Annotated in this window: 18 protein-coding genes; 11 read left to right on the top strand and 7 right to left on the bottom strand. The window is 71.9% G+C overall.

What is annotated here, in order from left to right:
• The 3 genes from cydB (at position 1) to ABEA93_RS05165 (ending at position 6444) form a co-directional block, all read left to right on the top strand.
• Positions 1 to 1017 (top strand): cytochrome d ubiquinol oxidase subunit II, encoded by a 1017-nt coding sequence (cydB, locus tag ABEA93_RS05155; protein ID WP_345674065.1) that lies wholly within the window; start codon positions 1 to 3, stop codon positions 1015 to 1017.
• 66 nt (positions 1018 to 1083) lie between these two features.
• Positions 1084 to 4641 (top strand): thiol reductant ABC exporter subunit CydD, encoded by a 3558-nt coding sequence (gene cydD, locus ABEA93_RS05160; protein ID WP_345674066.1) that lies wholly within the window; start codon positions 1084 to 1086, stop codon positions 4639 to 4641.
• 90 nt (positions 4642 to 4731) lie between these two features.
• Entirely contained in the window at positions 4732 to 6444 is a 1713-nt protein-coding gene (locus ABEA93_RS05165) for a GAF domain-containing sensor histidine kinase (RefSeq protein WP_345674067.1), read from the top strand.
• A 7-nt stretch (positions 6445 to 6451) separates the two neighbouring features.
• On the opposite strand, the gene ABEA93_RS05170 is transcribed toward ABEA93_RS05165, so the two are convergent.
• Entirely contained in the window at positions 6452 to 6634 is a 183-nt protein-coding gene (locus ABEA93_RS05170) for a DUF397 domain-containing protein (protein WP_345674068.1), read from the bottom strand.
• Positions 6631 to 7482, bottom strand: coding sequence for a helix-turn-helix domain-containing protein (locus ABEA93_RS05175; protein ID WP_345674069.1), 852 nt, complete (start codon positions 7480 to 7482; stop codon positions 6631 to 6633). Before ABEA93_RS05175 ends, ABEA93_RS05170 begins: the two co-directional genes overlap by 4 nt.
• A 229-nt stretch (positions 7483 to 7711) precedes the next feature.
• On the opposite strand from ABEA93_RS05175, the gene ABEA93_RS05180 reads away from it, so the two are divergent.
• Positions 7712 to 8194 carry an ATP-binding protein gene (locus ABEA93_RS05180; RefSeq protein WP_345674070.1) on the top strand — a complete coding sequence of 161 codons (483 nt, stop codon included), beginning with the start codon at positions 7712 to 7714 and terminating at the stop codon, positions 8192 to 8194.
• 318 nt (positions 8195 to 8512) lie between these two features.
• The gene (gene trpS, locus ABEA93_RS05185) at positions 8513 to 9544 is read left to right on the top strand and encodes a tryptophan--tRNA ligase (protein ID WP_345674071.1); all 1032 of its coding nucleotides are present in this window, start codon (positions 8513 to 8515) and stop codon (positions 9542 to 9544) included.
• Between the two features lie 68 nt (positions 9545 to 9612).
• Here trpS and ABEA93_RS05190 read toward each other — a convergent pair whose 3' ends face one another.
• Complete coding sequence (locus ABEA93_RS05190; RefSeq protein WP_345674072.1) at positions 9613 to 10269, bottom strand: response regulator; 657 nt, start codon at positions 10267 to 10269, stop codon at positions 9613 to 9615.
• A 396-nt stretch (positions 10270 to 10665) separates the two neighbouring features.
• Between ABEA93_RS05190 and pdhA the strand changes: the two genes are divergently transcribed.
• Genes pdhA through ABEA93_RS05205 form a run of 3 tightly spaced genes read left to right on the top strand, consistent with a single transcriptional unit; the run spans position 10666 to position 14322 of the window.
• Entirely contained in the window at positions 10666 to 11916 is a 1251-nt protein-coding gene (gene pdhA / locus ABEA93_RS05195) for a pyruvate dehydrogenase (acetyl-transferring) E1 component subunit alpha (RefSeq protein WP_425584820.1), read from the top strand.
• A gap of 17 nt (positions 11917 to 11933) precedes the next feature.
• A complete protein-coding gene (locus tag ABEA93_RS05200) occupies positions 11934 to 12902 on the top strand; it encodes an alpha-ketoacid dehydrogenase subunit beta (protein ID WP_425584840.1) in 969 nt (322 codons plus the stop codon).
• Between the two features lie 13 nt (positions 12903 to 12915).
• Positions 12916 to 14322, top strand: coding sequence for a dihydrolipoamide acetyltransferase family protein (locus tag ABEA93_RS05205; protein WP_345674075.1), 1407 nt, complete (start codon positions 12916 to 12918; stop codon positions 14320 to 14322).
• Positions 14323 to 14396: 74 nt separating this feature from the next.
• On the opposite strand, the gene ABEA93_RS05210 is transcribed toward ABEA93_RS05205, so the two are convergent.
• Both ABEA93_RS05210 and ABEA93_RS05215 read right to left on the bottom strand, forming a co-directional pair.
• Positions 14397 to 14897, bottom strand: a complete 501-nt coding sequence (locus tag ABEA93_RS05210; protein ID WP_345674076.1) for a hypothetical protein — start codon at positions 14895 to 14897, stop codon at positions 14397 to 14399.
• 99 nt (positions 14898 to 14996) lie between these two features.
• The gene (locus ABEA93_RS05215) at positions 14997 to 15824 is read right to left on the bottom strand and encodes a maleylpyruvate isomerase family mycothiol-dependent enzyme (protein ID WP_345674077.1); all 828 of its coding nucleotides are present in this window, start codon (positions 15822 to 15824) and stop codon (positions 14997 to 14999) included.
• Between the two features lie 172 nt (positions 15825 to 15996).
• Between ABEA93_RS05215 and ABEA93_RS05220 the strand changes: the two genes are divergently transcribed.
• Positions 15997 to 16773: a carbon-nitrogen family hydrolase gene (locus ABEA93_RS05220; RefSeq protein WP_345674078.1), complete on the top strand. Its 777-nt coding sequence runs from the start codon at positions 15997 to 15999 to the stop codon at positions 16771 to 16773.
• 91 nt (positions 16774 to 16864) lie between these two features.
• The gene (locus tag ABEA93_RS05225) at positions 16865 to 18733 is read left to right on the top strand and encodes an NHL domain-containing thioredoxin family protein (protein WP_345674079.1); all 1869 of its coding nucleotides are present in this window, start codon (positions 16865 to 16867) and stop codon (positions 18731 to 18733) included.
• Positions 18734 to 18758: 25 nt separating this feature from the next.
• On the opposite strand, the gene ABEA93_RS05230 is transcribed toward ABEA93_RS05225, so the two are convergent.
• Together ABEA93_RS05230 and ABEA93_RS05235 are read right to left on the bottom strand one after the other, a co-directional pair.
• Positions 18759 to 20048, bottom strand: coding sequence for a M18 family aminopeptidase (locus ABEA93_RS05230; protein WP_345674080.1), 1290 nt, complete (start codon positions 20046 to 20048; stop codon positions 18759 to 18761).
• 164 nt (positions 20049 to 20212) lie between these two features.
• The gene (locus ABEA93_RS05235; protein ID WP_345674081.1) at positions 20213 to 22045 is read right to left on the bottom strand and encodes an acyl-CoA dehydrogenase; all 1833 of its coding nucleotides are present in this window, start codon (positions 22043 to 22045) and stop codon (positions 20213 to 20215) included.
• A gap of 130 nt (positions 22046 to 22175) precedes the next feature.
• Between ABEA93_RS05235 and ABEA93_RS05240 the strand changes: the two genes are divergently transcribed.
• The gene (locus ABEA93_RS05240; RefSeq protein ID WP_345674082.1) at positions 22176 to 22574 is read left to right on the top strand and encodes an SseB family protein; all 399 of its coding nucleotides are present in this window, start codon (positions 22176 to 22178) and stop codon (positions 22572 to 22574) included.
• Positions 22575 to 22647: the final 73 nt, after the last annotated feature.

Here is a 22647-nt window from a genome sequence, read left to right on the forward strand (position 1 = left end):
ATGGAACTCACCACCGTCTGGTTCATCCTCATCGCCGTCCTGTGGACCGGCTACTTCTTCCTGGAAGGCTTCGACTTCGGCGTCGGCATCCTCACCAAGGTGCTGGCCCGCGACGAAGTCGAGCGCCGCGTCCTCATCAACACGATCGGCCCCGTCTGGGACGGCAACGAAGTCTGGCTGATCACCGCGGGCGGCGCGATGTTCGCGGCCTTCCCGGAGTGGTACGCGACCCTCTTCAGCGGCTTCTACCTGCCGCTGCTGGCCATCCTCGTCGCGCTGATCCTGCGCGGCGTCGCCTTCGAGTACCGCGCCAAGCGCGACGACGCGCGGTGGAAGCGGAACTGGGAGCACGCGATCTTCTGGGGTTCGCTGGTCCCGGCGTTCCTGTGGGGTGTGGCGTTCGCCAACATCGTCCGGGGCGTCAAGATCGACGCGCACAAGGAGTACGCGGGCACCGTCCTCGACCTGCTGAACGCGCACGCGCTCCTCGGCGGCTTGGTCACCGTCGTGCTGTTCACCTTCCACGGCGCGATATTCGTCGGCCTCAAGACCGTCGGCGACATCCGGGAGCGGGCCAACAAGCTCGCGTTCAAGCTGGGCCTGGCCACCGCCGTCCTGGCGTCCGTCTTCCTGGTCTGGACGCAGGCCGACAGCGGCAACGGCAAGAGCCTGGTCGCGCTGGTCGCCGCGGTCGCGGCGCTGCTGGTGTCGCTCGGCATGAACCGGATCGGGCGCGAAGGCTGGGCGTTCGTGTTCTCCGGGCTGACCGTCATCGCGGCGGTTGCCATGCTGTTCCTGGCACTGTTCCCGAACGTCATGCCGTCGAGCATCGACAGCGCGTTCAACCTGACCACGGCCAATGCGGCGTCCACGCCGTACACGCTGAAGATCATGACGTGGGTTGCCGTGATCATGACGCCGATCGTGCTTTGCTACCAGGGGTGGACATACTGGGTCTTCAGCAAGCGAATCGGGACCAAGAACATCCCGACGTCGGTGCCGCACGGCGCCGCGTGACCCCGCCGGTATCCATGCCGCTATCCATGCCGGCACCCAGCGAATGACGAGAGCGCCGAGAGCACTGTGAAGCCCGTAGACCCGCGCCTGCTGCGTCATGCCCGAGCCACCCGGGGATTCCTCGTCCTCACGGTCGCCCTCGGGGCGGTGGGCGCGGGTCTCGTCATCGCCCAGGCGGGGCTGCTCGCGTCGCTGATCGTCGGCGCGTTCGAAGACGGCAAGGGGGTCGCCGCGCTGCGCGGCGACCTCGTGCTGCTGGCCGCGGTGGCGGTCGGCCGTGCGGGGGTGGCGTGGCTCACCGAGGTCGCCGCGCACCGGACGTCGGCCGCGGTGAAGTCGGAACTCCGCCGCAGGCTCCTCGCGCATGTGCTCCGGCTCGGCCCGCGCTGGCTCACCGGCACCCGCAGCGGCGAACTCACCACGCTCGCCACCCGCGGCATCGACGCCCTCGACGGCTACTTCGCCCGCTACCTCCCGCAGTTGGTCCTCGCGGTCGTGGTCCCCGTGGCCGTGCTCGCGCGCATCGTCACCGGGGACTGGATCTCCGCGGTCACCATCGTGGTGACGCTGCCGCTCATCCCGCTGTTCATGGCGCTCATCGGGATGGCCACCCAGAAGTTCATGGACCGCCAGTGGGAAGTGCTCGGCCGTCTGGCCGGGCACTTCCTCGACGTCGTCGCGGGCCTGCCCACCCTCAAGGTCTTCGGCCGTGCCAAGGCGCAGGCCGAGTCCATCCGCACGATCACCGACGACTACCGGAAGGCGACACTGCGCACGCTGCGCATCGCCTTCCTGTCCTCGTTCGCCCTCGAACTCCTCGCGACGATCTCCGTCGCGCTGGTCGCGGTCGGCGTCGGCCTGCGCCTGGTGGACGGCGACCTCGACCTGGAAACCGCGCTCCTCGTGCTGATCCTGGCGCCCGAGGCGTACCTGCCGCTGCGCCAGGTCGGCGCGGAGTACCACGCGAGCGTCGAGGGGCTCACGGCCGCGGACCGGGTGTTCACGGTGCTGGAGGAGACGCCGGAGGGGGACGTCTGGGCGGACGCGGACCCGGCGGCGGACGACGGCACCCGGGACCGGCTGACCCTGAGCCGCGGCGTCGCCGCCGCGGCGGAGATCCGCGTCGAAGAACTCACCGTCCGCTACCCGGACCGCAGCGTGCCCGCCGTCGCGGACGCCTCGTTCGTGCTCAGCCCGGGCGAGACCACGGCGCTCGTCGGGCCGAGCGGCGTCGGCAAGTCCACCGTCCTCGGCGCGCTGCTGGGCTTCGCGCCCGCCGCGGCCGGGCGGATCGCGGTCGACGGCGTCGACCTCGCGTCGCTGGACCCGGACGCGTGGCGGGCGCACGTCGCGTGGGTGCCGCAACGCCCTTATCTGTTCGCCGGCACCGTCGCCGACAACCTCCGCATGGCTGCCGCCGACGCTTCCGACGACCGGCTGTGGGACGCCCTGCGTGCCGCGCACGCCGCGGACTTCGTCACCGCCGCGGGCGGGCTCGGCGCGGAACTCGGCGAGGACGGCAGCGGGCTGTCCGCCGGCCAGCGCCAACGGCTCGCCCTCGCCCGCGCCTTCCTCGCCGACCGGCCGATCGTGCTGCTCGACGAGCCGACCGCGAACCTCGACGGCGCGAGCGAACACGCCGTCGTCGAAGCCGTCCGCGAACTGGCCCGCGGCCGCACCGTGCTGCTGGTCGCGCACCGCCCCGCGCTGCTCGCGGTCGCCGACCGGGTGGTCCGGCTGGCGCCCGCCGCAGCCGCCCCGGCGGTCCTCCCCGAGCAGCGGAACCCCGCCGCGGCGGAACCGGCACCGCCGGGTGACCCCGCCGACCTGCCTGCCGCGGTCCCGCCCGGCGCGGAACCCCTCGGCAGCAGCCGCCGCGGCCCGCTCCGCCGCCTTCTCGCCTTCGCCCGCCCGGTGCGCTCCCGGCTCGCGCTCGCCGTGCTCCTCGGCGCGGTCGCGCTGGGCAGCTCGGTCGGGCTGATGGCCACCTCGGCCTGGCTGATCTCCCGCGCGTCGCAGCACCCGCCGGTACTCACGCTCATGGTCGCGGTCACCTCCGTCCGCGCCTTCGGCATCTCGCGCGCGGTGTTCCGGTACGTCGAGCGGCTCGTCTCACACGACGCCGCGTTCCGGATCCTCGCCGACCTCCGCGTCCGCGTGTACGAACGGCTCGAACGCCTCGCCCCGGCCGGCCTCCCCGCGTTCCGCCGCGGCGACCTGCTGTCCCGCCTGGTCGCCGACGTCGACGCCGTCCAGGACTTCTTCCTCCGCGCCCTGCTGCCCGCCGCCGTCGCCGCGGTCGTCGGCATCGGCGCGTCCGCCGTCACCGGCGCGTTCCTGCCCGAGGCCGGCGCGGTGCTGGCCGGCGGGCTGGTCGCCGCGGGCATCGTCGTGCCGTGGACCGCGGCCCGATTCGCACGCCGCGCGGAACGCCGCATCTCCGCGGTCCGCGGCGAACTGTCCACCGGCATCACCGAACTCCTGCGCGGCGCCCCCGAACTCGTCGCCTCCGGCGCCGCCCCCGCGCGGCTCGCCGCGGTGGACGCGGTGGACGCACGGCTGCGCCGCACCGAAGCCCGGCAAGCCCAGGGCGCCGGGCTCGGTGCCGGTCTGGCCGCGCTCGTCACCGGCGCCACCGTGTGGGGCTGCGCCGCCGTCGGCATCGCCGCGGTCGCGGCCGGGCGGCTCGACGGCGTGCTGCTCGCGCTCGTCGTGCTGACCCCGCTCGCGGCGTTCGAGGCGACGTCCGTACTGCCGTCCGCCGGGCGCCACTTGGAGGCGTCGCGGCGTGCCGCCGCCCGGGTGTTCGAGGTGCTCGACACCCCCGAGCCGGTCCGCGAACCCGCGGAACCGGCCGCCGTGCCGCCCGCGCCGCACGAGCTGCGGATCCGCGGCCTCGAAGCCCGCTGGACGCTGGACGCGGCACCCGCCCTCGACGGCATCGACCTCGACCTCGCGCCCGGCCGCCGGATCGCCGTGGTCGGCCCCAGCGGCTCCGGCAAGACCACGCTCGCCCAGGTGCTGCTGCGGTTCCTCGACCCGTCCGGCGGCGAGGTCCGCCTCGGCGGCACTCCGATCACCGCGCTCGACGGCGACGCCGTGCGCCGCGTCGTCGGCCTGTGCGCCCAGGACGCGCACGTGTTCGACAGCTCGATCCGGGAGAACCTGCGGCTCGCCCGCCCCGGCTGCGACGACGACGCGATCCGCGACGCACTCGCCCGGGCCCGGCTCCTCGCCTGGGTCGACAGCCTGCCCGCCGGACTCGACACGATGGTCGGCGAACACGGCGCGCGCATGTCCGGCGGCCAGCGCCAGCGCCTCGCCCTGGCCCGCGCGCTGCTCGCCGACTTCGAGGTCCTGGTCCTCGACGAGCCCGCCGAACACCTGGACCTGGCCACCGCCGACGCGCTCACCGCCGACCTGCTCGCCGCGACCGAGGCCCGGACCACGGTGCTCATCACGCACCGCCTGACCGGCCTCGACGCCGTCGACGAGATCGTCGTGCTGGACCGCGGCCGTGTCGTGCAGCGCGGCATGTGGACGGAACTCACCGCGGCCGACGGCCCGTTCCGGGCACTGCGGGACCGCGAGGAAGCCGCCGACGCGGTCGCCCGCGCGGCCTGAGCGTCCGGCGCGGCTCGGACGCCGTTCCGCCCCGGTTCCGTGCCCTTCCGATGCCCGGAAAAACGATCACCTGCCCGTAAGGTCGTCCTCATGGCCGATGCGTCCGATACCTCCTCCTCGCGGGTGCCCGAACTGTCCGCGCTCGGCCTCGACGACCTGGTCGCCGAAGTCGTCGAACGCCTGCAGAGCGCCGCCGCGACCGGCGACAAGCTGCAAGGACTCCTGGAAGCCGTGGTCGCGGTCGGCGCCGACCTCGACCTGCACGCCACGCTGTACCGCATCGTCGAGGAAGCGGTCGACCTGGTCGACGCGAAGTACGGGGCGATCGGCGTGATCGGCCCGGACGGCCCGGACCGGCACCTCGTCGACTTCATCACCGTCGGCATCGACCCGGAGGCCGCCGCCGAGATCGGCGACCTGCCGCGCGGGCGCGGCATCCTCGGCCTGCTCATCGACGACCCCGAGCCGCTCAAGCTCGACGACCTCACGCTGCACCCGGCGTCGTACGGCTTCCCGCCGAACCACCCGCCGATGCACTCCTTCCTCGGCGTCCCGATCCGGGTGCGCGACGCGGTCTTCGGCAACCTCTACCTCACCGAGAAACGCGGCCGCCCCGGTTTCAGCGACGAGGACAAGCAGGTCGTCCGCGCGCTGGCCGCCGCCGCGGGCGTCGCCATCGAGAACGCCCGGCTCTACGCGCAGGCCCGCGAACGCGAGGAGTGGATCAAGGGCTCGGTGGACATCACCACCGCCCTGGTCGGCTCCGAGGACCCGGACGAGGCCTTGCACGTCGTCGCCCGCCGCGCCCGCACTCTCGCCTCCGCGGACTTCTCGGCGATCTACCTGCCTCAAGGCGACGGTTCGTACCTGGTGGAGATCACCGACGGCCACGACGTGTCCTCCCTCGCGGGGACGGTGCTCCCGCCGGACTCACCCCTCGCCCGCGTGATCGAATCCGGCGAAAGCGTGTTCATCGCCGACATGAGCACCGACCCGGGCGTGATGCTCGAACAGTCGCGGGCCTTCGGGCCCGGCCTGTTCGTCCCGCTCACCGCGGGCGGCTCGGTCCTCGGCGCGCTCGAACTCGACCGAAGCATCGGCGCGTTGCCGTTCACCCAAACCGAACAGGCCTTGTTCCAGGCCTTCGCGGGCCAGGCAGCCATCGCGCTGGTGCTCGCGGCCGCGCAGCGCGACCGGGCGAGGTTGGCGGTCTACGAGGACCGCGACCGCATCGCCCGCGACCTGCACGACCTCGTCGTCCAAAGGCTGTTCGCCACCGGCATGATGCTGCAGGGCGCCGCCCGCCTCGCCATCGTCCCGGAGGTGATCCGCCGCCTCAACCAGGCCGTCGACGAACTCGACGCGACGATCCGCGAAGTCCGCAGCACGATCTTCGCGTTGCAGCAGGGCCCCGAAGACGCCGGCCCGGGCGTCCGCGCCCGCGTGCTGCGGGAAGCCGCCGCGGCCACTCCGGCCCTCGGCTTCGAGCCGTCGGTGACGTTCGTCGGCCCGGTCGACTCCCGCGTCCCCGACGAAGCCGCCGAACACCTGCTGGCAGCACTCCGCGAGGCCCTCTCCAACACCGCACGGCATGCCCAGGCCACCCGCGCCGAGGTCTCCCTGGTCGTCGACGACGAAGCGGTCCTGACCGTCACCGACGACGGTGTCGGCATCGCCCCGGGCGGCCGCCGCAGCGGCCTCGCCAACCTCCGATCCCGCGCCGAGTCCCTCGGCGGCACCGCCGACTTCGGCCCGGGCCCCAACGGCAAGGGCACCACGGTGACGTGGCGCGTGCCGGTGTAGGCCCGGGTCAGCCCTTCAGTGTCTCCAGGAACGCGGCCCAGGATCGGTCAGGGACGGCGATGTGGCCCCGACGGCGATCCTTGGTGTCGCGCACGCCGGTCACGCCCTCGCCCGTACCCACCGCTACGCACTCGTTCGAGCCGCCGCCGGAGTACGAGGACTTCCGGTAGCCGGTAATTCGCTTGTTCACACGTCATCCATTCTCTTCTGGATCAGCTGCTTGGAGTCTTCCGGCGACAAGGCCTGCGACGCCAAGTGCTGCAGAAGCCGATTGAAGCGCCGGACCTCGATATCTCCGTCCCGGAGCAGCATGTTGCCTTCGTACTCGTTGAAGGCGACCGGTGGGTCCACCGGGTCGCTATCGCTCGGGAACGTGAACAGCGACACGCCACCGGTCAGGATTGCCCGCTCGGCACTGAACGGAAGCACACGCAGGGTCACATTCGGCAGGTCGACGAGGTGGTTCAGTCGATCAAGCTGACCGCGGAGAACGTCTCTTCCTCCGGTCGCCGTGTGCAGGAGGCCTTCGCCGATCGTGGCATCGAGGATGGTGCCCTCGTCGGTGATCACCCGCTGGCGCTTCATCCGCACTTCCACCAGCCGCGCTGCGTGATCGGGATCCGGATAGTGCGGCTGCGACGCGTAGACCGCCGCAGCGTATTCCTCCGACTGCACAAGGCCGGGCAGCACCGACGTGTTGGCCATCCGGATCTCCGCGGCCATCGCCTCCAACTCGATGTACTCCATGAGCTGGACACTGATCAAGTCGGCATATGCCTGGAACCACGGGCGCGTATCGGCTGCTTCGAGGAGTTCGTTGAGCCTCGCAGTCTCCCTGGACCCGGCGCCGTAGTGCTTGCAGAGCTTGCGCAAGTCGAGCTGGGTGATGCGCACCTGAGCGCTTTCAATCCGGATCAACTTGTGGCGGCCCCAACCAAGTTCGTCGACCACGTTGTTGACGGTCAGGTCTGCGTCGGTGCGGAGCTTCTTGAGGCCGACTCCCAGCCTCTTGCGTGCTTGCGTCGGCAGCGGCGGCATCGTCCGGCGTTCTCCTCCAGTCGTGTTGCTGCATCTTCTCGCATCCTCGCGTGCCCATGGCCATCATCCAGCGTTCGGTGAGTGAGCGAGCTTTGTTGCTCGTTTGGTAGCGAGCTCTAGAGCTTGAAGCGTAGGGTCGCCGCATCGGGACGTCGCAGGGTGCGGTCATCCAGACACTTGGTGTGATCTTTCTGTGGCGGCCGTCCGCGCAACCCAAGGGAGGGATGCCGTGCACGCAACCGAGAGTTTTTCGGCACGCCAAGTGCTCGCCCGCTGCGTCTTCCCGCCGCGGCCGCACGTCGTGCGCTACGCCCGGGCGGTCATAGGCGGCATCGCGGCCGAACACGGTTTCGATACCTACGTGTTGGCGACCGTCGCGTCCGAGCTGGTCACGAACGCGGTTCGGCACGCCGGCGGCGGAGGCGCCGTCGAGCTGTGGGTGTCGATCGACCCGGAGCACGTGTGTGTCGCGGTCGTCGACCAAATGCCCCTGCTGGTCCTGGACTTATCCTCCGTCGGGCTGCCCGACGACGATGCGGAGAGCGGTCGCGGGTTGGCCATCCTCGTCGGCGTGTTCGGCGCGGTACTGGAATCCCGTACGATCCGCGGCGGCGTCGCGAAGGTGGTGTTGGCGAAACTCGCGCACGGTCCCCTTCGCCCGGCCGATATCGCGGACTCAACGATGCGCCCGTCTGGGCAGTCCGCCGACTGACGCGTACGAACACGCGGCGGTTTTCGCTTGCGGCGGCGGCGCGAACAGCGCCGCCGCAATCCAGTCGTCCCTCCCCAGCCCCCACTCCGCAAATCAACAGCCCGGCGCCCGGGAACCCGCCGGTGTTAGCCTCGGCTCATGCACAAGACCACGGCGCAGTCCTGGTGGCGCTCCTCCTAGGAGCGGCCGCCACTTCAGACACGCCTCGGGCCGTTCGCGCAGGACGGCCCTTTTTCGTGCCCCGGATCGACGTCGGAGGCCGCGGTGGCCGCCCTTGCGGCAGCGCCCACCCAGCCGACAGAAACCGGAGCACCCGCCATGACCCTCGTCACCCCCGCCGCAGCCGACACTGCCGCCGCCGCCCCCACGCCCAGCCGCATGCTCACCGGGGACCGCCCCACCGGACGCCTGCATCTCGGGCACTACTTCGGCACGCTGCACAACCGGGTCCGCCTGCAGGACGCCGGCGTCGAGACGTTCCTGATCATCGCCGACTACCAGGTCCTCACCGACCGCGACGTCGCCGAACACCTGGCCGAGCACGTCGAGGACCTCGTGCTCGACTACCTCGCCGCCGGCATCGACCCCGCCCGCACGACCGTCTTCACGCACAGCGCCGTGCCCGCGCTCAACCAGCTCCTGCTGCCGTTCCTCAGCCTGGTCTCGGTCGCCGAGCTGCAGCGGAATCCGACGGTCAAGGACGAGATCGCGCACTCGCGCCAATCCACCGTCAGCGGGCTCATGTTCACCTACCCCGCCCACCAGGCCGCCGACATCCTGTTCTGCAAAGCGGACGTCGTCCCGGTCGGCCAGGACCAGTTGCCGCACCTCGAAGTCACCCGCACGATCGCCCGCCGCTTCAACGACCGCTACGGCCGGGTCTTCCCGGAACCCGAGGCGCTGTTGTCCGCCGCGCCGCTCGTCCTCGGCACCGACGGCACGAAAATGAGCAAGTCGCGCGGCAACGCCATCGCGCTGAGCGCCACCGCCGACGAGACCGCCAAGCTCATCCGCCGCGCCACCACCGACGCCGACCGCACCATCACCTACGACCCCGACCGCCGCCCCGGCGTCTCCGGCCTGCTCCTCCTCGCCGCGCACTGCCTGGGCCGCGCTCCCGAGGACATCGCCGCGGAGATCGGCGACGCCGGGGCCGCGCGCCTCAAAGCGCTGGTCACCGAGGTCGTCAACGAGCATTTCGCGCCACTGCGCGCCCGCCGCGCCGACCTGGCGCGGGACCGCGCGTACCTCCACGGCATCCTCCGCGAGGGCAACGCCCGCGCCAACGAGATCGCCGACCGGACGCTCCGCGAGGTCCGCACCGCGATGGGCATGGACTACGGCGTCTGAAGCCGACCGACAGGCGGCGGCGTCGCCCGGCCTCCTACACGCCGCCGCCCGTGACAAGCACCACGGCACTACCGGCGATTTTCGGCCTTCGTCCGCGCCACATAAGCCGCCGCCTGCGTCCGCCGTTCCATCCCCAGCTTCGCCAGCAGGCTCGACACGTAGTTCTTCACCGTCTTCTCGGCCAGGTGCAGTTCCCCGCCGATCTGCCGGTTCGTCATACCCTCGCCGATCAGGTCGAGGATCTTGCGCTCCTGCTCGCTGAGCGAGGCGAGCCGGTCGTCCTGCTTCCCGCCGCCGCGCAACCGCTCCAGGACGCGCGCGGTCGCCACCGGGTCGAGCAGCGACTTGCCGGCCGCGACGTCGCGCACCGCGCCGACCAGGTCCGAGCCGCGGATGTCCTTGAGCACATATCCCGCGGCCCCGGCCATGATCGCGTCGAACAGCGCCTCGTCGTCGGAGAACGACGTCAGCATCAGGCAGCGCACGTCCGGCATCGTCGACCGGATCTCCCGGCACACCTCGACCCCGCTGCCGTCCGGCAGCCGCACGTCCAGCACCGCGACCTGCGGGCGGGTGGCCGGAATTCGCACGAGCGCTTCCGCGGCCGTCCCGGCTTCGCCGACGACATCGATGTCGTCTTCCAGGGAGAGCAGCTCGAAAACACCCCGGCGGACCACTTCGTGGTCGTCGAGAAGAAACACCCGGATGGTTCCATGTTCAGTCACTTGTCCAGATTCGCACGAGAACCCGGACGATGCCCGCACCCGTCCCGCCCCGGGCCCGGCCGGGCCCCGCGAAACGGCCGCGAAACGCCCGCTGAGCAGGGCCTCGGCGAGCCGGGGCGGCCCGTCGCGAGGCGCCGCGGAACGATCTTCCGGCGGGTTGTTGTCGACGTCCGACAAACGCGATCGGACTTCTCCGGGTGGTTGCCGCTATCAGCGGCACCGACCGACGGGTAACGTTCCCGTGTGCAGCCTCCGGGGCATTCCGGAGACAGCACACCTGTGCGCAGGTGCCAACCCGGATTTACTCGGGAATTCCTAGGACATCCTAGTTTCGGGGGCCGCTCCGCGGCCCGCGGATGATGTTTCGGGAAGTAAGCCACCCTGTCGTGGCCCGGTATGTCGCGCACACCCCGCGCGGAAACCGGACCCGGCAAGCCGGATTCGGTCCACGGCGATCCCGCGGGCCGGACAGACCGAGGAGTGAACGTGGCAGTGGACCATGCGGGAGGGCCGCTTTCGGGCGCCGACCTCTCCGATCCGGCCCCCGGCCAGATGTCGGGGCTCGTCCAACTGCTCACCCCCGAGGGTGAGCGGGTGGAGCACCCGGACTGGTCGATCGACCTCACCGACGAGGAATACCGCGGTTTGTACCGCGACCTCGTCCTCGTCCGGCGCTTCGACGCCGAAGCGACCGCCTTGCAGCGGCAAGGCGAGCTGGGCCTGTGGGCCTCGCTGCTCGGCCAGGAGGCCGCGCAGGTCGGCTCGGGCCGCGCGCTGACCGGCGCGGACTACGCCTTTCCCACCTACCGCGAGCACGGCGTCGCCTGGTGCCGCGGCGTCGACCCGCTCAACCTGCTCGGCATGTTCCGCGGCGTGAACAACGGCGGCTGGGACCCGGGCGGCAACAATTTCCACCTCTACACCATCGTGATCGGCGCCCAGGCATTGCACGCCGTCGGATATGCGATGGGCCTGCAGCGTTCCGGCACCGACGGCGCGGTGATCGCGTATTTCGGCGACGGCGCGTCCAGCCAGGGCGATGTCAGCGAGGCGTTCACCTTCGCCGCCGTCTTCAATGCGCCCGTGGTCTTCTTCTGCCAGAACAACCAATGGGCCATTTCCGAGCCCACCGAACGCCAGATGCGTGTTCCGCTGTACCAGCGCGCCGCCGGATTCGGATTTCCCGGCGTCCGCGTCGACGGCAACGACGTCCTCGCCTGCCTGGCGGTCACCCGCGGCGCCCTCGCCCGGGCCCGGCGCGGCGAGGGCCCGATGCTGATCGAAGCCTTCACCTACCGCATGGGCGCGCACACCACGTCGGACGACCCGACCCGGTACCGCCTCGCCGCGGAACTCGAGGCGTGGAAGCTCAAGGACCCGATCGAGCGGCTCAAGGCGTTCCTGCACAAGAACGACCTGGCCGACGCCGAGTTTTTCGCCGACCTCGAACGGGAAAGCGACGAGCTTGCCAAGCGGGTCCGGCAGGGCGTCCGCACGATGCCCGATCCCGACCCGGTCTCGATGTTCGACCACGCCTATGCGGAACCCCACCCGCTGGTCGACGAAGAACGCGCCGAATTCACGGCGTACCACGCGTCGTTCACCGACCACGGCGCCGACGCGCACGGCGAGGAGGGCGCCCGATGAGTGATCAGCCCAAGCAGATGACCATGGCGCAGGCGCTCAACGCGGGGCTGCGCCGCGCGCTGGAGGACGACCCGAAGGTCCTGATCATGGGGGAGGACGTCGGCAAGCTCGGCGGCGTCTTCCGGATCACCGACGGCCTGCAGAAGGACTTCGGCGAGGACCGCGTGGTCGACACGCCGCTCGCCGAGTCGGGCATCCTCGGCACCGCGATCGGGCTCGCGCTGGCCGGCTACCGGCCGGTCGCGGAGATCCAGTTCGACGGGTTCGTGTACCCGGCGTACGACCAGATCGTGTCCCAGCTCGCCAAGATGCACGCGCGGGCCCTCGGCCACGTGAAGGTGCCGGTCGTGGTGCGGATCCCGTTCGGCGGCGGCATCGGCGCGGTGGAGCACCACAGCGAGTCGCCGGAGGCGTACTTCGCGCATACGGCGGGCCTGCGCGTGGTGTCGCCGTCCAACCCGGTCGACGCGTACTGGATGATCCAGCAGGCCGTCACGTCCGACGACCCGGTGATCTTCCTCGAACCCAAGCGCCGCTACTGGACGAAGGCCGCGGTCGACCCGGCCGCGTCGCCGGACCCGCTGTTCAGCGCGCGTGTCGTGCGGCCGGGCCGGGACTGCACGGTGGTCGCGTACGGCCCGATGGTGCAGACCTGCCTGGACGCCGCGTCGGCCGCCGCGTCCGACGACGGCCGGGACCTGGAGGTCATCGACCTCCGGTCGGTCTCACCGATCGACTTCCCGGTCATCGAGGAGTCGGTCCGCCGCACCGGGCGCCTGGTCGTCGTGCACGAGGCGCCGACCCACCTCGGTGTCGGTTCGGAGATCGCCGCGCGCATCAGCGAACGCTGCTTCTACCACCTCGAAGCGCCGGTGCTGCGGGTCGGCGGCTACCACACGCCGTACCCGCCGTCCCGGGTCGAGGAGGAGTACCTGCCGGACCTGGACCGCGTCCTCGACGCCGTCGACCGCTCGCTGGCCTGGTAGGGGAGGTCCGGATATGGCAGTGCAGACATTCGTGATGCCCGACGTCGGCGAGGGCTTGCTGGAAGCCGACATCGTCACGTGGCAGGTCGCGGTCGGCGACACCGTGCACGACGGCCAGGTCATCGTCGAGGTGGAGACCGCCAAGGCGCTCGTCGAACTCCCCTGCCCGTTCGACGGCGTGGTCACCGGACTCCTCGCCGGCGAAGGCGAGACGGTCGAGGTCGGCGCGCCGATCATCACCGTCGAGGTCGCCGGCGGCGGCGCGGACACCGCGCCGGAACAGCCCGCCGCCGCGGCCGCCCCGGCAGCGGGCACCAACGGGAACGGGAACGGCAACGGGGCCGGCGGGGGCACCGGCGGCGGGGACGCGGCCTCGCCCGGCTCCGGGCGCGAAGCGGTGCTCGTCGGCTACGGCGTCCGCCAGTCCAGCGCGCACCGCAGGCCGCGGAACAAGCCGGCGGGACCGACGCCCGCCGCGCGTCCGGCAGCCCCCGCGCCCGCCGCACCCGCGCCTCGTCCCGCGGCGTCCGCCGCGCAGGGAGCGGCCGCCGTCGGCCCCGGCAGTGTGCTGGTGCTGGCCAAGCCGCCGGTCCGCAAGCTCGCCAAGGACCTCGGGATCGACCTCGCCCGGCTGACCCCCACGGGGCCGGGCGGCGTGGTCACCCGGGACGACGTGTACGCGGCCGCGGAAACCCCCGCGGCCCCGGCGGCCGCGGGAGGCGGCGAACGCCGGATCCCGGTCAAGGGCGTCCGCAAGGCCACCGCGCAGGCGATGGTCGCCAGCGCGTTCACCGCCCCGCACGTCACCGAGTGGGTGCAGGTCGACGTCACGCGCAGCGTCAAGCTGGTCGGAAAGCTGCGCAAGCTGCCGGAGTTCGCGGACGTCAAGGTCTCGCCGCTGCTGCTGGTCGCCAAGGCCCTGCTCGCCGCGGTGCGGCGCAACCCCGACGTCAACGCGTCGTGGGACGAGCCGAACCAGGAGATCGTCCTCAAGGACCGGGTCAACCTCGGCATCGCCGCGGCCACCCCGCGCGGGCTGCTCGTGCCCAACATCAAGGACGCGGGCGCGCTCCCGCTGCTCGGCCTGGCCCGCGCCCTGGGCGAGCTGACCGCGACCGCGCGCGCCGGGAAGACCGCGCCCGCGGACCTCTCCGGCGGCACCATCACCATCACCAACGTCGGCGTCTTCGGCATCGACGGCGGCACGCCGATCCTCAACCCGGGGGAGGCGGCCATCCTCGCGGCCGGTGCCATCCGCGAAATGCCGTGGGTGCACAAGCACAAGGTCAAACCGCGGCACGTCATGACGCTGGCGCTGTCGTTCGACCACCGGCTCGTCGACGGCGAACTCGGCTCCAGGGTCCTCGCCGACACCGCCGCCGCACTGGAACGGCCGGAACGGCTCATCGCCTGGGGCTGATCCTGCATCGGTGCAGCCGAGGGGCGGTCCCGTCGGGGCCGCCCCTCGGTCGTACTGCGTCCCGAATCGACCCGCTAACGCGGCACGTTGTAGACGAGCATCGCGCAACTGTCGTGCGCGTCCGCGACGGTGTCGCAGCCGTCGACGCCGCCGGTGTTCACCTGGTCCACCGCGACCACCCGCATGAACGTGCGGATCTGCGCGGCCTCGCCGCCGCCCGGCCACACGGTGTACGTGAAGCTCGTCATCCGCCCCGTCGGCAGGTCGCCGACCTGGAAGAACCGGCGCGCGCCCGGCACGCACCGCCCCACGCCCTGCGGGCCGTCCGCCGAGCACGTGCGGGTGACCGCGCGGAGCACCAGCCCGGTCGCGGTACCCGGACCCGTGTTGCGGACCCTGACGTCGTACAGCGCGCCGCCGTCGTCGAGCAGCGGCCCGTCCGCGTCCACCACGATCCGCACGGTCGCCTCGGCCTCCGCCCCATGTGCGGTGTCGGGCCCGCCGAACGCCAGCGCGGCCAGCGGCGGCAGCACGGCAAGCCCGATCAGGGCGGCGAGCACGGTGCGGCGGCGCATCGCGGTGGTCCCTTCCCCGCCCCGGCCGTCGCGGCGGTCGCGGGCGAAGGTGCCCCGGGCCGCCGTGACGGAAACCGACGCGGCGAACCGGCGCCGCGGCTACAGCGTGACGGCCATCTCCGCGAGGATCAGGTCGGCCGCGCGCCGGTCCCCGTCGACCTTCACGTCCGCGTGCTGCGGCCGGATCCGCCCGCACATCAGCCGCGCGAACGTCTCCCAGTCGGTCGAGAACCGCACCAGCGGCGCCAGCGGCACCTGCCCGTCCAACGCGGCCTTGCCGCCCGGCTGCACGGTGACCGTGCGCATGAACTCCAGCGGCCCGTGCACGTCGAACACCACCGCGTTGCCCGCCGGGATCTTGGCGTCCTCGGCGACGACCAGCGGCAGTTGGCGCAGCAGGAAGTCCCGGGAGATCTGCGCGGCGGGCGAGTCGAGGTTGCCCGGCAGTCCGGTCGCCCGGCGGATGTCCTGCTCGTGCGCCCACACGTCGAACGCGCGCGACCGCAGCAGATGGCGGTACGGGGTGCTGCGGCCCATCATGCCGCGCACCTCGGTCTCCGGCGCCGTCTCGCTGTCCCGCAGCATGCGCAGGCGGCGCATGAGGACGTACGACAGCTCGCCGGTCATCTCCGCCGCGGTGTGGCAGCGGCGCACGTCCACCGGGATCTCGCAGTAGCGGCTGAACTCGTCGCCGGGCCGCACGTGCGCCAGGTCGCTCGGCAGCGTGTGGATCGGCCGGGGATCCCCGAGCAGCTCCAGTTCGACGCCGATGACGTGCGACACGACGTCGCGGATCGACCAGCCGGGGCATTCCGTCGCCCGGTTCCACTGGCCTTCCGTCAGCCCGGAGACGACGTCGGAAAGAGAGCGTACGGATTGCTCCCACGCTTCGACCAGATATCCCAGGTCTTGGGGATCATTGCTCACGGGTGACCTCTGCCTGTGTCGACGCTGCGTCGGCCCGTCCGGACCGGGGTCCTGGCAGGCACGTTACGCTGCGAAGGGGCCTGGCGGAGCGGGTTCGCGCGAAGCGGACCGCCATCCGCCGCGCCGCGCGGGGGTTGCTCGGAGGAACGTTCGACGGGAAGTGGTGGTCTGCATGCGGGTTTCGCTGATTCAGCTCGAAGTCGACCTTGCCGAGCCCGCGGAACGCCGCCTCGCCGAAGCCGCCGAGCAGGTCCGCGCCCGCACGGGCGACCACCTCGTCGTGCTGCCCGAACTCTGGCTGCCCGGCGGCTGGGACTACGCCCGCTGGGACGCCGACGCCGAAGACCTCGACGGCCCCACCGCGCAGGCCATGTCCGCCGCGGCCCGCGACGCCGGCGTGTGGCTGCACGCGGGCAGCATCGTGGAGCGCGGCCCGGAAGGCGCGCACTACAACACGTCCCTGCTGTTCGGCCCGGACGGCGTCCGCCGCGCGGCATACCGCAAGATCCACCGGTTCGGCTTCGACAGCGGCGAGGCCGCGCTCATGGACCCCGGCACCGAGCTGGTGACCTGCCCCACGCCGTACGGCACCCTCGGCCTCGCGACCTGCTACGACCTGCGCTTCCCGGAGATGTTCCGGCTGCTCCTCGACCAGGGCACCGAAGTCCTCGTCATCCCGGCCGCGTGGCCGGCCCGCCGGGTCGAGCACTGGCGGCTGCTGGCCCGCGCCCGCGCCGTCGAGAACCAGGTCTTCGTCCTGGCCTGCAACACCGCCGGCACCCAGGCGGATATGCCGCAGGGCGGGCACAGCATGGTCGTCGACCCGTGGGGCGAGATCGTCGCCGAAGCGGGCGCCGGGGGCCAGGTGCTGACCGCCGAGATCGACACCGCGCTGGTTGCCAAGACCCGCGCCGATTTCCCGGTGCTCAAGGACCGCCGCCTCGGCTGAGCCGCCCCTGGACCGCCCCGTCGCGGGCACCCCCGCGCGCCCGCGACGTCGTTGCCCCGATTCCGGCGATCCAGGTGTTTGACTTGGGATCATGACCGAGTCGACGCGCCGCGCCCGCGTCCGCGCTCCCGAACTGGTCGGGGCCGGAGGCTGGATCAACACCGGAGGCAAGAGCCCCACCCTGGCCGGCCTGCGCGGCAAGATCGTCCTCCTGGATTTCTGGACCTTCTGCTGCGTGAACTGCCTCCACGTGCTCGACGAGCTGCGTGCGCTGGAGGAGAAGTACCGCGACGTCCTCGTGGTCGTCGGCGTGCACTCGCCCAAGTTCGCGCACGAGACCGAGCACGAGGCGGTCCGCGCCGCCGTCGAGCGCCACGAGATCCACCACGCCGTCCTCGACGACCCCGACATGGCCACCTGGCGGCAGTACGCCGTGCGGGCCTGGCCCACCCTCGTGGTCGTCGACCCGGAGGGCTACGTCGTCGCCCAGCTCGCCGGCGAAGGCCACGCCCACGCGATCGACGCGCTGGTCGCCGAACTCGTCAGCGAGCACGAGGACAAACGCACCCTGCACCGCGGCGACGGCCCTTACATCCCCGCCGAACCCCCGCACACCGACCTGCGGTTCCCCGGCAAGCTGCTGCGGCTGCCGTCCGGCACGCTGCTGGCGTCCGACGCGGGCCACCACTCGCTCGTGGAACTCGCCGACGACGGCGTCACCGTCCTGCGCCGCATCGGCAGCGGCCGCCGCGGCCTGGTCGACGGCGGCCCCCGGCACGCGAGCTTCGCCGAACCGCAGGGCGTCGCCCTGCTCCCCGCCGAAGTCGCCGCGCACGTCGGCTACGACATCGTCGTCGCGGACACCGCCAACCACGCCCTGCGCGGCGTCTCGCTGGCCACCGGCACGGTCCGCACGGTCGCCGGGACCGGCCGCCAATGGTGGCAGGGCGCCACGACGTCCGGCGGCGCCCGCGAGGTCGACCTGTCGAGCCCGTGGGACGTCGCCTGGTTCGGCGGCCGGGTCGTGGTCGCGATGGCGGGCGTGCACCAGCTGTGGGAGTTCGACCCGGTCGGCGAGGCGGTCGACGTCCTGGCCGGCACGACGAACGAAGGCCTGGAGGACGGGCCCGTCGAGACCGCCTGGTTCGCCCAGCCGTCCGGGCTGGCCGTGTCGCCCGACGGGCACACCCTGTGGATCGCCGACGCCGAGACGTCCGCGCTGCGCGCCCTGACCGACGGCGAAGTACGCACCGCCGTGGGCGAAGGCCTTTTCGACTTCGGGCTGCGCGACGGCGACGCCCGGCACGCGCTCTTCCAGCACCCGCTGGGCGTCACGGTGCTGCCCGATGGCTCGGTGGCGGTGTCGGACACGTACAACCAGGCGCTGCGCCGCTACGACCCGCGCACCGGCAAGGTGACCACGCTCGCGACGGGGCTGCGCGAACCGGCGGACGCGGTGGTGGTCGCCGACGACGACGGCGTGTACGTGATGGTCGCCGAATCGGCGGGCCACCGCCTGACCCGGATCCGGATCCCGGACGAGGCGCTCACGGTGCCCGAGGAAGCCCACCGGACCCGCCGTCCGCCGGTCGAACTGGCGCCCGGCTCCCTGGCGTTGACCGTGGTGTTCGACGCGCCGCCGGGGCAGAAGCTGGACGACCGCTACGGGCCCGCCACGCGCCTGGTGGTCGAGGGCAGTCCCCCGGAGCTGCTGACGGCGGGAGAGGGCGCCGGAACCGGCCTCACGCGGGCGCTGGTGCTCGACGCCGCGGTGGGCGAGGGCGTGCTGCACGTGTCCGCGATGGCGGCGTCGTGCGATGCGGTGGGGGCGGACGGGAAGCCGGTGGAGTACCCGGCGTGCCATGTGCACCAGCAGGACTGGGGCGTGCCGATCCGGGTGACCGCGGAGGGAGCGGCGGAGCTGCGGCTGGTCCTGGCCGGCATCGACACCGGGCGCTGAGCGCACCGGCCAGGACCGTGCGCCGTCAGCTCTCCAGCAGCGCCGTCACCGCCGACGCCAGCAGGTACGGGTCCGACGCCCCGCACAGCTCCCGCGCCGAGTGCATCGACAGCTGCGCCACACCCACGTCCACCGTCTCGATGCCGAGCCGCGTCGCGGTGATCGGCCCGATCGTCGACCCGCACGGGATCGAGTTGCGGCTCACGAACGTCTGCCACGGCACGCCCGCCCGTGCGCAGGCCGCCGCCCACGCGGCCCGGCCGCCCGCGTCCGTCGCGTACCGCTGGTTGGCGTTGACCTTGAGGATCGGCCCGCCGTTCGGCACCGGGTGGTGGTCCGGGTCGTGCCGCTCCGGGTAGTTCGGGTGCACCGCGTGCCCGGCGTCGCTGGACACGAACAGCGAGTCGGCGAACGCCCGCGCCTGCTCGTCCCACGCGCCGCCGCCGACGATCCGGCGCAGCGTGTTCTCCAGCAGCGGCCCGGCCGCGCCGGTCGTCGACGCGCTGCCGATCTCCTCGTGGTCGAACGCCGCGAGCATCGGGATGTGCCGCAGGTCCGGTGCCTGCGCCGCGGCGAGCAGCGCGGCCAGCCCGGCGTGCACGGACAGCAGGTTGTCCAGCCGCGGCGAGGCGAGGAGTTCGCGGTCGCGGCCGAGGTAGGCGGGCGGCTGCACGTCGTGCACCATCAGGTCCCACCCGGCGACGTCCCCGGCGACCAGCCCGGCTTCCTTCGCGACGAAATCGATCAGCGCGCCTTCGGCGACGTCGCCGAGCCCCCACACGGGGGTCATGTGCTGCTGCTTGTCGAGCGTCAGGCCCTCGTTGACCGCGCGGTCGAGGTGGATCGCGAGCTGCGGCACGCGCAGCAGCGGGCGGTCGACGAACACCAGGTGCTCGGTGCCGTCGCGCAGCACGAGGCGCCCGGACAGGCCGAGGTCGCGGTCGAGCCAGGTGTTGAGGAGCGTGCCGCCGTACAGCTCCACGGCGACCTGGCGCCAGCCGAACCGGCCCGTGTCGGGGCGCGGCTTGACCCGCAGGTTCGGCGAGTCGGTGTGCGCGCCGACGATGCGGAACCCGGCGGCTTCCGGGGCGTTTTCCGGCACGTACCAGGCGATGACCGCGCCGCCGCGGCGCACGTAGCGCCCGCCCGGGCCGCCCTCCCACCGGTCGGTCTCGGCGACGCGCCGGAATCCGGCGGCGTCCAGGCGCTCGGCGACGTTCGCGGCCGCGTGGTACGGCGAGGGGCTCGCCGCGACGAAGGCCATCAGGTCGTCGGTGTGCGCGCGGTCGAACCGGTGTCCGAGCGGAGATGTCATGGTGCTCCCGTCCAGGGCCGGTACCGGCCGCGGAGATCGTGTCCAGGCTTGCTGCGAGCGTACGCCGCGCCGCCTCCGACCGGGGCGCGCGGCGCTGCCGGACGGCCGAGGGCCCGGCCGTTCCCGGCCGGGCCCTCGGTTCCGTCACGTGCGACGGCGGCTGCTCAGAACGCCGCTTCCGGCAGCTCCATCAGCGCGTTGTCGGTCTGCTCGACCATCACCCGCTGCGGCGTGAGCAGCGGCAGCACGTTGTGCGCGAAGTGCTTCGCCGCGGCGACCTTGCCCTGGTAGAACGCCTTGTCGCGGGCGTTCGCGCCGTCCACCTTGGCCAGTGCGACGGCGGCCTGGCGCAGCAGCAGCCACGACACGACCAGGTCGCCCGAGGCGAGCAGCAGGCGGGTGGTGTTCTGGCCGACCTTGTAGATCGACGTGATCTCCTGCTCGGACGCCATGAGCTGGGTGATCATCGCGCCGACCATGCCCTGCACGTCCTCGGCGGCGCGGGCCAGCAGCGCCTTCTCCGCGGCGAGCGCGTCGCCGCCCGCGGCGGAGCCGATGAACTCCTGGATCTCGCCGGCCACCTGGGTCAGCGCCTGGCCCTGGTCGCGGACGATCTTGCGGAAGAAGTAGTCCTGGCCCTGGATCGCCGTGGTGCCCTCGTAGAGGGTGTCGATCTTGGAGTCCCGGATGTACTGCTCGATCGGGTACTCCTGCAGGAAGCCGGAGCCGCCGAAGATCTGCAGCGACTGGGCGAGCTGCTCGTAGGACTTCTCCGAGCCGTAGCCCTTGACGATCGGCAGCAGCAGGTCGTTGACGCGCTCGGCCAGCTCGTCGCGGGTGCCGGCCGCTTCGGCCTGGGCGACGCGGTCCTGCCACGTGGCGGTGTAGAGGACCAGGGCGCGCATGCCTTCGGCGTACGCCTTCTGGGTGAGCAGCGAGCGGCGCACGTCGGGGTGGTGCGTGATGGTGACGCGCGGCGCGGCCTTGTCGGTCATCTGCGCGAGGTCGGCGCCCTGCACGCGCTCCTTGGCGTAGTCCAGCGCGTTGAGGTAGCCGGTGGAGAGGGTGGCGATGGCCTTCGTGCCGACCATCATGCGCGCGTACTCGATGATCTTGAACATCTGGGCGATGCCGTTGTGCACCTCGCCGACGAGCCAGCCGACGGCCGGGACGCCCTCCTTGCCGCCGAAGGTGACCTCGCAGGTCGTGGAGACCTTGAGGCCCATCTTGTGCTCGACGTTGGTGACGAAGGCGCCGTTGCGCTCGCCCGGCTCGCCGGTCTCCCGGTCGAAGTGGAACTTCGGCACGATGAACAGCGACAGGCCCTTGGTGCCGGGGCCGGCGCCTTCGGGGCGGGCCAGCACCAGGTGCACGATGTTCTCGGTGAGGTCCTGGTCGCCGGACGTGATGAAGCGCTTCACGCCCTCGATGTGCCAGGTGCCGTCCTCCTGGCGGACCGCCTTGGTGCGGCCGGCGCCGACGTCGGAGCCGGCGTCCGGCTCGGTCAGCACCATCGTCGAACCCCACTGGCGGTCGACCATGTGGGCCGCGATCTTCTTCTGCTCCTCGGTGCCGAGGGCGTGCACGACGTGCGCGAAGTCCGGACCGGCCGCGTACATCCACAGCGCGGGGTTGGCGCCCAGCACCAGCTCGGCGACCGACCAGCGCAGCGACAGCGGGCACGCGGTGCCGCCCATGTCCTCCGGGAGCGCGAGGCGCCACCACTCGGAGTCCATGTAGGCCTTGTAGCTCTTCTTGAACGACTCGGGCAGCGTGGCGCTGTTCGTTGCGGGGTCGAACACCGGGGGGTTGCGGTCGGCGTCGGCGAAGGAGTCGGCGAGTTCGTTCACGGCCAGCCGCTCGACCTCGGCCAGGATCGACCGCGCGGTGTCGGCGTCCATCTCGGCGAACGGGCCACTTCCGTAGACCTGCTCGCGGCCGAAGACCTCGAAGAGGTTGAACTCGAGGTCGCGGAGATTCGACTTGTAGTGACCCATGGTGTGGCTCCGCCTGTCCGTTTCCGAGTGCCGCGTACTGACTGGTAACCCCATAATCCTACCCGTCGGTAACTTTGGCAATCCCCGACACGCCGCAACCCCTGCCCGGGAGGCGGTAACCTCGTTTCCCGTGTACGGCTACGCGACCGAGGAACCCCAGGTGCGGGCGGAGGGCCCCAACCTGAGCGACGCCGTGCGGGCGTTCGCCACCGGGATGATGAGCGGCGAGGACTTCCAGTCCATCTTCATAGCTTCCAAGGTGTTCTGTCCGCGCGGCGAACGCCCGGGCTTCCTCGCCCTGCACAACACCCCCGAGCCGGTCATCCCGATGTTCTCCTCCCTCAAGGAGCTGAAGCGCTACGCCGGCGACGAGTCCCGCCACTTCACCGTGACGGGCGCCGAGGTCCTCGACCTGCTTCCCAACGGCTACGGCTTCGTCCTCGACCTCGACGGCGAGCACCGCGTCATGTTCGACGCCAAGGCCATCGAACAGATGATCAACTTCGCCATGCGCCGGATGTACGGCTGAGGCAGGCCCCCGGGCGCTGTTGCGCGATTGAGACCATCCCCAAGTGATTCACTCGCGCGGGCTACGGCAAACC

Origin of the sequence: Yinghuangia aomiensis (assembly GCF_039542225.1) — a bacterium.
GTDB lineage: Bacteria > Actinomycetota > Actinomycetes > Streptomycetales > Streptomycetaceae > Yinghuangia > Yinghuangia aomiensis.